Annotated in this window: 15 protein-coding genes; 4 read left to right on the top strand and 11 right to left on the bottom strand. The window is 70.1% G+C overall.

Annotation, left to right across the window (positions count from 1 at the left end):
• The 6 genes from G6024_RS01230 to mftA form a co-directional block, all read right to left on the bottom strand.
• On the bottom strand, positions 1 to 294 hold a 294-nt coding region (locus G6024_RS01230), incomplete at its 3' end, for a creatininase family protein (RefSeq protein WP_159147669.1).
• Between the two features lie 6 nt (positions 295 to 300).
• On the bottom strand, positions 301 to 1,116 hold the full coding sequence (locus tag G6024_RS01225) for a mycofactocin-coupled SDR family oxidoreductase (protein WP_067716570.1): 816 nt from the start codon (positions 1,114 to 1,116) through the stop codon (positions 301 to 303).
• Between the two features lie 34 nt (positions 1,117 to 1,150).
• Positions 1,151 to 2,374 carry a pre-mycofactocin synthase MftD gene (mftD, locus tag G6024_RS01220; RefSeq protein ID WP_067716572.1) on the bottom strand — a complete coding sequence of 408 codons (1,224 nt, stop codon included), beginning with the start codon at positions 2,372 to 2,374 and terminating at the stop codon, positions 1,151 to 1,153.
• Between the two features lie 83 nt (positions 2,375 to 2,457).
• Positions 2,458 to 3,687, bottom strand: a complete 1,230-nt coding sequence (mftC, locus tag G6024_RS01215; protein ID WP_067716575.1) for a mycofactocin radical SAM maturase — start codon at positions 3,685 to 3,687, stop codon at positions 2,458 to 2,460.
• Positions 3,684 to 4,010, bottom strand: coding sequence for a mycofactocin biosynthesis chaperone MftB (mftB, locus tag G6024_RS01210; protein ID WP_067716578.1), 327 nt, complete (start codon positions 4,008 to 4,010; stop codon positions 3,684 to 3,686). The genes mftC and mftB overlap by 4 nt, the downstream gene beginning before the upstream one ends.
• Before the next feature lies 1 nt (position 4,011).
• The gene (mftA, locus tag G6024_RS01205; RefSeq protein WP_067716580.1) at positions 4,012 to 4,098 is read right to left on the bottom strand and encodes a mycofactocin precursor MftA; all 87 of its coding nucleotides are present in this window, start codon (positions 4,096 to 4,098) and stop codon (positions 4,012 to 4,014) included.
• 113 nt (positions 4,099 to 4,211) lie between these two features.
• Between mftA and mftR the strand changes: the two genes are divergently transcribed.
• Together mftR and G6024_RS01195 are read left to right on the top strand one after the other, a co-directional pair.
• Positions 4,212 to 4,850: a mycofactocin system transcriptional regulator MftR gene (gene mftR / locus G6024_RS01200; RefSeq protein WP_067716583.1), complete on the top strand. Its 639-nt coding sequence runs from the start codon at positions 4,212 to 4,214 to the stop codon at positions 4,848 to 4,850.
• Between the two features lie 26 nt (positions 4,851 to 4,876).
• The gene (locus tag G6024_RS01195) at positions 4,877 to 5,389 is read left to right on the top strand and encodes a hotdog fold domain-containing protein (protein ID WP_159147668.1); all 513 of its coding nucleotides are present in this window, start codon (positions 4,877 to 4,879) and stop codon (positions 5,387 to 5,389) included.
• Positions 5,390 to 5,440: 51 nt separating this feature from the next.
• Here G6024_RS01195 and G6024_RS01190 read toward each other — a convergent pair whose 3' ends face one another.
• On the bottom strand, positions 5,441 to 6,307 hold the full coding sequence (locus G6024_RS01190) for an ABC transporter permease (RefSeq protein WP_069390277.1): 867 nt from the start codon (positions 6,305 to 6,307) through the stop codon (positions 5,441 to 5,443).
• Positions 6,304 to 7,296: an efflux ABC transporter ATPase subunit, DrrA-related gene (locus G6024_RS01185; protein ID WP_069390276.1), complete on the bottom strand. Its 993-nt coding sequence runs from the start codon at positions 7,294 to 7,296 to the stop codon at positions 6,304 to 6,306. The genes G6024_RS01190 and G6024_RS01185 overlap by 4 nt, the downstream gene beginning before the upstream one ends.
• Positions 7,297 to 7,430: 134 nt before the next feature.
• On the opposite strand from G6024_RS01185, the gene G6024_RS01180 reads away from it, so the two are divergent.
• Positions 7,431 to 7,826: a VOC family protein gene (locus G6024_RS01180; protein ID WP_069390275.1), complete on the top strand. Its 396-nt coding sequence runs from the start codon at positions 7,431 to 7,433 to the stop codon at positions 7,824 to 7,826.
• 109 nt (positions 7,827 to 7,935) lie between these two features.
• On the top strand, positions 7,936 to 8,757 hold the full coding sequence (locus G6024_RS01175; RefSeq protein WP_082923926.1) for an HpcH/HpaI aldolase/citrate lyase family protein: 822 nt from the start codon (positions 7,936 to 7,938) through the stop codon (positions 8,755 to 8,757).
• 84 nt (positions 8,758 to 8,841) lie between these two features.
• Here the strand turns inward: G6024_RS01175 and G6024_RS01170 are convergent, their stop codons facing one another.
• From G6024_RS01170 to G6024_RS01160, 3 genes are all read right to left on the bottom strand, one after another.
• Entirely contained in the window at positions 8,842 to 10,200 is a 1,359-nt protein-coding gene (locus tag G6024_RS01170) for an NAD-dependent succinate-semialdehyde dehydrogenase (protein WP_067716599.1), read from the bottom strand.
• A 165-nt stretch (positions 10,201 to 10,365) separates the two neighbouring features.
• Positions 10,366 to 10,659, bottom strand: coding sequence for a WXG100 family type VII secretion target (locus G6024_RS01165; RefSeq protein WP_067716601.1), 294 nt, complete (start codon positions 10,657 to 10,659; stop codon positions 10,366 to 10,368).
• A gap of 43 nt (positions 10,660 to 10,702) precedes the next feature.
• Positions 10,703 to 11,023, bottom strand: coding sequence for a WXG100 family type VII secretion target (locus tag G6024_RS01160; protein WP_067716986.1), 321 nt, complete (start codon positions 11,021 to 11,023; stop codon positions 10,703 to 10,705).
• Positions 11,024 to 11,349 lie beyond the last annotated feature (326 nt).

Below are 11,349 nucleotides of genomic sequence, written 5' to 3'. Positions count from 1 at the left end.
GAGCCGGTCCGCCCAGGCGCTCACCGACCGGCCGAGCTCGATGATCGTCCCGGCGAGGGCCTCGGTGCCGATCGACACGGTCCCGTCGAACGCCTGGTGCTCCCCGCTCGCACCGTAGGCGAGGCCGGGGAGCACACGGACGTCACCGGGGGCGAGGGCGCGGGCGGTCGCGGTGGCCAGGAGGGTGTCCGTCTCCGGCGGCAGGTGCGGGCCGTGTTGCTCGGTCGCCCCGAGGGGCAGCACCGCAAGCACTCCCGCACCGGCCCGGCCGGTCGCGCCGATCGCGCCCGTCACGTCGGGTCAGACCTTGATCGCGCCCATGTCGACGGTGAAGGTCGAGGCGGTGATGGTCCGCGAGGCGTCCGAGGCGAGGAACATCACCGAGTCCGAGATGTCGTCGGTGGTGGCCATGCCCATCCCCAGGATCGGCGTGAAGTGCGGCAGGAACTGCGGCATGGTGTTGAACACCTCGAGCGCGTCGGGGTCCTCCGCGCCCATCGGCGTCTGGACACCGTAGGGGTGGATCGTGTTGACCCGGATACCGTGCTCGCCGAGCTCCTTCGCCGCGGTCTGGGCCAGGCCCACCACGCCGTACTTGGACGCCGAGTAGGGCGACTGCACCGGCATGGCCTTGAGACCGGCCACCGAGCTCACCAGGATGATCGACCCGCCGTTACCGGCGGAGAGCATGTGCGGGATCGCCGCACGCAGCGTCTTCCAGTACCCCGTGAGGTTGATGTCGAGGGTGTCCTGCCACTGCTGCTCGTCGAGCTCCCAGACCTTGCCCCAGTTGCAGATGCCCGCGTTGGCGATCACCACGTCCAGGCGGCCACCGAAGCGCTCCACGCCGCGGGCCACGAGGGCCTGCTGGAACGCCAGGTCGCGGACGTCACCGACCTCGGCGAGGATCTCCCCTCCCTCGGCCTCCACGCGCTCGATGGTGGTGGCCAGGTCGTCCTCGGTGGCGGCCCGGTACTTCACGTACTCGGACGGCGAGTCACACAGGTCCAGGCCGATGATCCTGGCGCCCTCGCGCGCGAAGCGGATCGCGTGCTTGCGGCCCTGGCCGCGGGCCACACCGGTGATGTAGACGACCTTGCCGTCGAAATCTCCCACTACAGGGGGTGTCCTTCTCTTCCGTGGTGGTGGGTCAGACGCCGAGACGGCGCATGAAGTCGTCGGGGATGACGTAGTCGTCGCGGTTCAGCTCGGAGATCGAGGACTTGCTCAGCCCGATGAGGCTCGAGTCGAGTCCGGAACGCATGATGTCGAGGACGTTCTCCACTCCCGCCTGGCCGTTGGCCCCGAGCCCCCACAGGTACGCGCGACCGATCATCACGGCCCGGGCACCGAGCGCGAGTGCCTTGGCCACGTCCGAACCGCGACGGATGCCGCCGTCGAGCAGGACCTCTACCTGATCGCCCACCTCGTCGGCGATCGGCGCGAGGCACCGGATGGACGCCGGGGTGGCGTCGAGGTTGTTGCCGCCGTGGTTGGAGACGGAGATCGCGGTGACCCCGGCGTCGACGGCCCGCTTGGCGTCGTCGACCCGGGTGATGCCCTTGAGCATGACCGGTCCGTCGTAGTTCTCCACGACCCAGGCGATGTCCTCCCACGTGGCCGGCGGGGTGCCCATCCACTCGCCGTAGGCACCGAAGAACGTCGGGCCCATCTCGCCCTTGCCCACCAGGTTGGGGGTCGTCAGATCGGGGAACCGCTTGTTGACCACCACGTCGCGGGCCCATTCGGCGGCCCAGCGGGGACGCACGGCGATCTGCGGGGCGAGGGTGATCATGGCCCTGGCGTCGAGCTTCTCCGGGATGGCCGGGCTGCCCCAGTCACGGCCCATCGAGAACGACCAGTCGGTGGTGAGGATGACGCCCGCCGCCCCGGCGGCCTTGGCGCGCTCCAGCCGCTCCAGCACCTTCTCCTTGCCGCCGAGCCAGTACACCTGGAAGAAGGTCTGCGGGTTGGCCGCGATGACCTCCTCAATCGGCTTGGACGCGAACGAGCTCAGTCCCATCGCCGTGCCGCGGGCGGCCGCGGCGCGGGCCACGTCCACCTCGCCGTCCGGCGTGACGGCCTGGACGCCGGTCGGCGAGATCATCACCGGCAGGCTGATGGGCTGGCCCATCACCGTGGTGGCCATCTCGCGGTCCTGCTTGGCGCCGATCACGTGGGGCTTGGGCTCGAGCTCGGTGAAGGCGTCCATGTTGTCGCGGATGGTCACCCCCGCTTCGCTTCCGCCGACGAGCGCCATGTACACGCTCTTGGGCAGCTTCTTCTTCGCGCGGCGCTGGGCCTCCGCGACCGACTCGAACCACGGGTTCTGGCGCCAGGGGTTGGCCTCGGCGATCTTCGACAGGCGGGACACGGTGGTGGGTGCTCCTTCTAGGGGGTTCGTCCGGTCTTGCGGGGTTGGTCCGGGCCAGCGGGGTTCGTCCGGGCGGGCCGGTTTCAGATCGGGGACTCGTCGCACAGGCTGGTGGGCCGGCGCGGTGGTGTCGTGACGAGGGTCAGCGGCACCGGGCCGGTGGGCTGCTTACGCGCCGCGAGTCCCATGGGCCGGGTGTGGTCCTGCGACGGGTCGGGGATGCTGCGCTCAGCCGCGAGCAGTCCCTCTCCGTACCCCTGGACGCACTCGGGGTCCGGGCCGTCCATCGGCAGCCCGGTGAAGAACTTGGCCGCCATGCAGCCACCCCGGCAACTGTCATAGAAGTCGCAGGACGCACACGCCCCGGCCGACTGCGGCTCGCGCAGCTCACGGAACAACTCCGAGGTCTGCCACACCGTCTCGAACCCGCCGTCGGCGACGACGTTGCCGGCGAGGAACTCCTCGTGGATGGCGAACGGACAGGCGTAGACGTCGCCGATCGGGTCGATCAGGCACACCACACGGCCGGCACCGCACAGGTTGAGCCCGGGAAGCGAGCCCTGGCCTTCACCGAACGCCGACAGGTGGAAGAAGCTGTCACCCGTGAGCACGTCGGAGCCGTTCGCGACCAGCCAGTCGTACAGGTCCCTCTGCTGCTCGGGCAGCGGGTGCAGGTCGTCCCACACGTCGGCGCCGCGGCCCGACGGGCGCAGGCGGGTGATGCGCAGGGTCGCGTCGTACTTGTCGGCCAGCGCCTTGAACTCGTCCAGCTGGGTGACGTTCTCGCGCGTCACCACCACCGAGATCTTGGCGTCGGTGAAGCCGGCGTCCTTGAGGTTCTGCAGCGCACGGCAGGCCATGTCGAAGGACCCCGGGCCGCGGACCGCGTCGTTGACCTCCGCGGTCGCACCGTCGATGGAGATCTGGACGTCCACGTAGTCGCTCGCGGCCAGGCGCCTGGCGACCTTCTCGTCGATACGGACACCGTTGGTGGAGAACTTCACGCCCACCTGGTGGCTGGTGGCGTAGTCGACCAGCTCCCAGAAATCGGAGCGGACCGTGGGCTCGCCTCCGCCGATGTTGACGTAGAAGACCTGCATCTTCTGCAGCTCGTCGATGATCGCCTTGCACTGCTCGGTGCTGAGCTCGCGCGGGTCACGGCGACCGGAGGAGCTCAGGCAGTGCACGCAGGCGAGGTTGCAGGCGTAGGTGAGTTCCCAGGTCAGGCAGATCGGCGCGTCGAGCCCGCGCTCGAACTGGTCGACGAGGCGGCCGACGGGCGCCGGGACGGGACGGTCGAGCATGCTGGTCATGAGGTCTCCTCGATCATGCGCGAGGCGGCGAGCTGGCCGAGCGCGTGCAGGTACAGCCGCGCTGTCGCCGGATCATCGATCGACACCCCGGCGGCGGCACAGGCGGCGCGCGCAGTGGGGTGGTCGGCGAGGGTGCGGACCACCTCGACGATGGTCGGCGACTTGAGGAAGCTGAGCTTGCGGGTGTGGAAGTGGTAGAGCAGTGCCCCGAACGGCTCGGGCCGGAGCGCCACCCCGGGGTGCAGGCGCCAGCCGGCGTCGAGGTCGAATTCCGCCGGGGCGGCTGACTGCTCGGCGTCGGCCGGCGCTGCTGCGGAGGTCATCTCAGTAGACCCCACACATGCCGTCGATGGAGACCTCCTCGATGAGGGCCTCCTCCAGCACGACCTCGGTGTTCTGCGTGTTCTCCATGACGTGTCCTCTCGTCTGGCACTCCGGCGACATCCCACCGGTTTCCGGTGAGATCTGCATCATATTGGCACTTAGTGCCAGTGGCAAGGGTCACTCATCTAGGCTCTCGTGTCATGGGAATGCCGGAACTGCCCGGAACCGGGACACGGCCCCCGGGACGTCGGCCGTCGACCACGCGCGCCTCCATCGTCGACGTGGCCCTCGACCTGTTCGCCCGGCAGGGCTACGACGCGACCAGCGTCGACCAGATCGCCGAGGCCGCGCACATCTCCCGCCGCACGCTGTTCCGCTATTTCCCCGGCAAGGCCGCCATCGCCTGGGGCGAGTTCGACGAGCAGATCGACCTCATGCTGGAGTACCTCGCCGACGTGCCCGAGCAGACGCCACTGCGCGACGCCCTCGCCGACGCACTCATCGCGTTCAACACGTTCCCCCGCGAGCAGACGGAGGCGCACCGACTACGGATGCGCCTCCTGCTCGGCGTGGACGAACTGCAGGCGCACTCGACCCTCGTGTACGCCGACTGGCGCCGGGCCGTGGCCGGGTTCGTCGCCGCCAGGCTCGGCCAGGCGGTGGACGATCTCGTGCCCGCCGCGACCGCGCACGCCGCGCTGGGGATCGGGCTGTCGGCCTACCGCCTGTGGGTGGCCGAGCCCGGAGCCGACCAGGATCGCCTCCACGAGCTCCTGCGTCACGGGACACAGATCCTCGCCCGAGAGGACGCGTTCGAGCCCAGTGGGCGACCGCGCTGAACTTACCGGCGGGTAACCTCGTCGTCGTGACCGACTCCGACACCTCCCCCACCCACCACGCCGACACCTCCACCTACCGGCTGTGGAAGACCGCCACCCGGCTCCCGTTCGGCTCCCGCCTGTTCAGCGCGGCGGTGAGCCTCAAGGCCCCGTACTTCCGCACGGCGTACCCGCACGTCGTCGAACTCCGACCGGGCCGCTGCGTCGTCCGCGGACCCGGCTGGTGGGGCAACCGCAACCACATCGGCACCTTCCACGTGATCGCGGCGTGCAACCTCGCCGAGATGGCCGTGGGCATGCTCGCCGAGGCCACGGTTCCCACCACCCACCGATGGATCCCCGTCGGGATGAACGTGCGCTACCCCGCCATGTCGACCGGCGGCATGACCGTCACCGCCGAGTGGACGGACATGCCGGACTTCTCGACTTTCACCAGCGGACAGGACGTCGAGGTGCCACTTCGTTTCGTCGACGACGCCGGGGTCGAGCCCATCACCGGCTCGATCACCATCCGCGTCTCGCCCGGGAAGAAGCGCTGAGACGGTACCGGCTCTCCCGTCGGCGGGCTCGTCGGCGGGCTGACCGGCGCGCTAATCGCGGGTGCGGGCGTCGAAGGCCTTGATCGCTATCGGGGCGATCACCACCGTCAGGCCGACGATCCACAACAGTGACGCCAGCACCGGGTGCTGCAACGGCAGGGCGGCGTCCGGACCGACCGCCGGAGCGTTCCCCCAGAGCTCACGCATCGCCTGCACGACCGAGGAGAGCGGGTTCCACTCCGCGATCGCCCGCAACCACACGGGCATCGACTCCGGCGGGGCGAAGGTGTTGGCGACGAACGTGATGGGGAACGTCGTGGTGAACATGACGCCGTTCACCGCCTCGATCGTCTTGAGCCTCGAGCCCACGACGATGCCGATCCAGATCATGACGAAGCCGAAGCCCAGCAGGATGAGGTACCCCAGCAGCGCGTCGAGGAGCCCGCTGCGGATCCTCCACCCCACGATGAGGCCCGTCAGCGACATGACGACCACGCCGATCGAGGAGTGGATGAGGCTGGACGCACTGCGCGCGATGAGGATCGACGATCGCTGGATGGGCAGCGTCCGGAAGCGGTCGATGATCCCCTTGTTGAGGTCGTTGCACAGCCCGGAGGCCACGACGAACGACGAGAACGCCATGGTCTGCGCCATGATCCCCGGCAGCAGCCACTCCCGGTAGTCCCCGCTGCCCGCCACGGCGATCGCACCGCCGAAGACGAACGCGAACAGCAGGACGAACATCACCGGCTGGATGGTGACGTCGGCGAGGTTCTCCGGCTGGCGCCTGATGTGGAAGAGGTTGCGGCGCACCAGCGCGGAGATCTGCCGGCCGAACGAGGGCCCGTCGGGACGGACCGGGACGGAGAAGTGCTCCCGCTCGGGGGACGTGGTGGCGGGGTCGGCGACGGTGCTCATACCCGGGTCTCCTGATCGGTGGTGTCGGTCTGCGGGTCCTCCGCTTTGCGGCCCGTGAGGGAGAGGAAGACGTCGTCGAGGCTCGGCCGTTGCAGGCCGATGTCGTCGAGCTCGATACCCGCCTCGGTGAAGTCCGCCGCGATCGCGGCCAGGGCCGAGACCCCCTCCGACGGCGCGGTGAGACGGCGCGCGTCCCGGTCGACGTGCAGATCCTCGATGCGCCCCGCCAGGACGCGGGCGGCCTCGTCCACGTCGTCCGGTCGGGACACCGTGACCACCAGGCTCGCCGCGCCCGAACGGTCCTTGAGCTGCAACGGCGTCCCGTCGGCGATGACGCTGCCGTGGTCGATGACGATCACCCGGTCGGCCAGCTGGTCGGCCTCGTCGAGGTACTGCGTGGTCAGCAGCAACGTCGTGCCGTCCCGCACGAGGCCCCGCAGGACGTCCCATAGTTCATTGCGCGACCGCGGGTCGAGCCCCGTGGTCGGCTCGTCCAGGAACAACACGGGCGGGGCGGCGACGAGGCTCGCCGCGAGGTCGAGCCGACGCCGCATTCCGCCGGAGTAGCTCTTCGCGACCCTGGTGGCGGCGTCGGCCAGGGAGAACTTCTCGAGCAGTTCGTCCGCGCGCGCCTTGACCGCCCTCTTGGGCAGGCCGTAGAGGTCGCCGATGAGGCGGAGGTTCTCGCGCCCGGTGAGCAACTCGTCCACCGTCGCCGACTGGGCCGTCAGCCCCATCGCCTTGCGGACCTGCGCCGGCTCACGCAGCACATCGTGCCCGGCGACCCGGGCGGTTCCCGAGGTCGGCGGGCTCAGCGTGGTCATCATCCGGATGGTGGTCGTCTTGCCGGAGCCGTTGGGGCCGAGCAGCCCGAGGACGGTTCCGGTGGGGACCGTGAACGAGATGTCGTCCACGGCGGTGAAATCACCGAAGCGCTTCACGAGGTGCTCTGCTTCTATCGCAGGCGCGGAGGAGGATCGGGTGCTCACCTAGAAAGGGTGTCCCCCGCCCGCGTCCGAGTCAACACTCACCGCTCGCTTTGCGGACAGTTCCTGTCAGCAATGGGCTCCGGCGGGCCCCGGAGCGGATGCCGACGGACGCCTGCCGACCTACCGTGGGGAGTATGCCGCGCATCACAGTGACCTCCGTCCACGTCGACGACCAGACCCGCGCACTGGCCTTCTACACAGAGGTCCTGGGCTTCGTGATCAAGCACGATCTCCCGGCCGGGGACTTCCGCTGGCTGACGGTGGTGGACCCGGGCGACCCGGGTGGCACGCAGCTGCTGCTCGAGCCCGACCAGCACCCGGCGGCGCGCGCGTACGCCACCGCCCTGCACGCCGACGGCATCCCGGCCGCGCAGTTCGAGGTGGACGACATCCACCGGGCCCACGACGAACTGAAGGAGCGGGGCGCCCGGATCGTGCAACCCCCCACCGAGATGGGCCCGGTGTGGGCACTGGTCCTCGACGACACCTGCGGCAACCTGATCCAGCTGGTCACCGCACCCGCGATGTGAGAGTCGTTCCCGCATGCGCCCGCCGGGGGCGCCCGACGTATCGTGGGGAGGTTGCCAGCGCGATCGTCGCCGCCTCACGACCAAAGGATGACCGGAACCCATGAGCCCCATGTCGACCATCCCACCGACCATCGCCCGTTCGTGGCTGCTGCTGCCCGCGGACAAGTCCGAGCGCTTCGACGCCGCCGTCAACTCGGAGATGGACGTGGTGGTCCTCGACGTGGAAGACGGGTGTCGGCAGTCCGAGAAGGAACGGGCCCGTCGTGAGGTCCGTCAGTGGCTCGAGGCCGGGAACCACGCGTGGATCCGCATCAACGACGTCCGGTCCCCCGAATGGGAGAAGGACCTCATGGCGCTCGGGCACTGCCCCGGGCTGGACGGCGTGATGCTGGCCAAGACCGAGAACGCCGAGCACGTCTCCCTCACTGCCGCGCGTCTGGCCGAGAACACCCCGATCGTCGCGCTGGTGGAGTCGGCCGACGGTCTCGCCCAGGCCGCCGAGATCGCCAAGTCCGAGCAGGTGGTGCGGCTGGCGTTCGGCGTCGGTGACTTCCGTCGCGACACGGGCATCGGGTCGTCGCAGATCGCACTGGCGTACACGCGCTCGCAGTTCGTGGTGGCCAGCCGGATCGCGCGCGTGGCCCCGCCCATCGACGGGCCGACCATCTCCAATGACACGCAGGTCCTCAAGGACGCCGCCGAGCACGCGGTCGAGATGGGCATGACCGGCAAGCTGTGCCTCCGCGTGGACCAGGCGCCCTACATCAACGAGGTTCTCTCCCCCTCCGCGGCCGACGTCTCGTGGGCCGAGTCCGTGATCGATGAGCTCGGTCCCGGCGGTGAGCGCGCCCGCGACGGCGCCGACCTGCCGCGCCTGGCCCGGGCCCAGAAGATCGCGCGACTCGCGCAGGCGTACGCCGGGGCTCGCTGACGCGACCTCGCGCGCGAACAGGGCCCCGGCTGCGTTGTGCAGCCGGGGCCCTGTCGTCGTTCGCGGGGTGGGCGTGTTGCCGGGTCAGTGCACCCGCTGGAGCCGGACGTTGGCGAACTCGGTCAGTCCCCAGCGGCCGAGCTCGCGGCCGTAGCCCGAACGCTTGACGCCGCCGAACGGCAGGCCGGGCATCGTCGTGCCGTGTTCGTTGACGTAGGCCATCCCCACCTCGAGCCGCTCGGCCACCTCGGAGGCGCGGTCGACGTCGGTTCCCCACACCGAGCCGGACAGACCGAACGGGGTGTCGTTGGCGATCCGCACGGCCTCGTCGACGGAGTCGTAGCCGTACACCATGGCGACGGGGCCGAAGATCTCCTCGCGGTAGGCGTCCATCTCCGGGGTGATGTCGGTGAGGACGGCGGGCTGCATGAATGCGCCGGGGCGATCGATCGCCGCGCCGCCCGTGACGAGCGTCGCCCCCTGCTCCGCGGCGCGCTGGACCTGCTCGACCACGCCGTCGCGCGCGTCCTCGGAGGACAGCGGGCCCAGCTCGGTGCCCTCGTCGGCGGCGGGCCCGACGGCCAGTTCCTCGTAGAGGTTCTTCAGCCGCCCGACGAAGTCGTCCTTCATCTGCGCGGGCACGAAGATCCGCTTGGGCGAGTTGCAGGCCTGCCCGCAGTTCGACAGCCGCGCCCGGCCCACGGTCTCGACCAGTTCGTCGAGGTCGTCGGCGTCCAGGACGACGAGCGGGTCCGAGCCGCCGAGCTCCAGGACGCTGGGCTTGAGGTTCTTCGCGGCGACGGTGGCCACCGCGGCGCCGGCGCCCTCGCTGCCGGTGAGGGAGACGCCCTTGATCCTGGGGTCGGCGATCATCTCGGCCACCGTGTCACTGGAGGCGTACACGTTGACGTAGGCGTCCTCGGGGAGGCCGGCTCCGCGCTGGACCTTCTCGATCGCCGCCGACGAGCGGGCGCAGATGCTCGCGTGCTTGAGCACGATGGTGTTGCCCAGCAGCAGGTTGGGCGCCGCGAACCGGGCCACCTGGTAGTAGGGGTAGTTCCACGGCATGATGCCGACCAGCGGGCCGACCGGCTCGTAGGTCACCCGGTTGAGGCGGGCGTCCGGCACATCGAGGGTGTCGGACTCGAGCAGCGCGGGACCGTGCTCGCCGTACCAGCGGTAGATCGACGCCGCGAGGGCCACCTCGCCGCGGGCCTGCGCGGGGAGCTTGCCCATCTCGGTGGTGATCGCCTTGCCGAGCTCCTCTTGGTGCTCCTCGAAGGCGTCGGCGATCGCCAGGAGGATCCGTGCCCGCTCGGACACCTCCGTCGCGCGCCAGGCGGTGAACCCCTCGGTGACGGTGCTCAGGATGGCGTCGACGTCCTCGGTCTGCTCGTACTCGCGGTCGGTCCGGCCGGTCGACGGATCGTGCGTGACGTACATGCGGTCCCCCTTCGTGTGGCGTTCTCCACGTGGCGTTCACCGGGATCGTTCCCGGGTCGTGCCGCGACGGTAGGACGCCCGCGGGCCGGACGCATCCGGTCGACACGCCACGACCCCGCCGTCGTCGCGGGACGTCGGCGGGGTCGGGGTGCCCGTCGAGCCGGTTCAGCCCCAGCCCTGGGCGGCGCGACGATCGGCGTCGGCCATACCCTGATTGCCCTGGCCGGCGGCGCGGGAGATCTCGGCGAGCATCGACTGGAGCGCGGCCGCGGCCTGATCCCAGTCGTTCTGGTGCGCCTGGTAGGCGACGGCGGCGTCGCCCTCCCACTCGGCGACCAGCGGTGCGAGGTAGGCCTTGAGATCGTCGAGAGTGGTGCGCAGGTTGACCGAGGCCTGCGTGACCTGGCCGACGAGTGCCTCGATCGGGCCGTGGTTGTAGGTGATCTGTCCTGAGGTCATGGGGGTACCCTTCCGGTGCTGGCGGTGCTGGCGGTGCTGGTGGTCAGAGGTTGAGAGGCCCGGCGGCGCCGGCGCGGTTGATGAGCGCGGCCGAATCCTGGTCCGCTGCGTCGAACGATGTGCTGTTGGTGCGCATCGTCTCCGAGATCCCCGCCAGCGCGGTGTTGAGCTTGGTGCTCTGCTGCTGCCATTCGGTCATGATCTGGGTGAAGCGGGCCTGCGCGGCGCCCCTCCACACCGAGCCGCCGAGTTGGGACACCGAGTCCCGCACGGTGCCGAGCAGGCGGTCGATCTCCAGGTTCACGTCGTCGACCCTCCTGGCCGCGGTGTCCATGGTCCCGATGTGGGTGTTGAACCCGGTCATCTCGTCCTCCACTGTGGTCGGTGCGGAATCCCCTTCTGGGTCCGTCACAGTGTTCGACGCGCCCGTGGGGCGGTTCGGTTCCGCAGGATCGGTAAAAACTCGTCCGTCCCGCTCGTGTCCGGGCCGCCCGCGCGGTCCGGTCACGCGACCCGGTCACGCGGTCGCGTACAGGCGCCACGCCGCCTCGACCGGTGAGATCGCGGGGACCACGAAGGACAGCAGTCGGGCCCGGTCGCAGGCGTCCACGACGCGCTCGGCGAGGCGACCGCGCACCAGCACCTCGGTCGACCCGGTGCCCGCCTCACGCCGGCGACGGCGCACCTCGG

This window comes from Dietzia maris (assembly GCF_014144855.1).
Taxonomy (GTDB): domain Bacteria; phylum Actinomycetota; class Actinomycetes; order Mycobacteriales; family Mycobacteriaceae; genus Dietzia; species Dietzia kunjamensis.
The sequence above is the reverse complement of the archived record's forward strand: the minus strand, read 5'-3'. Positions and strand labels throughout refer to the sequence as shown.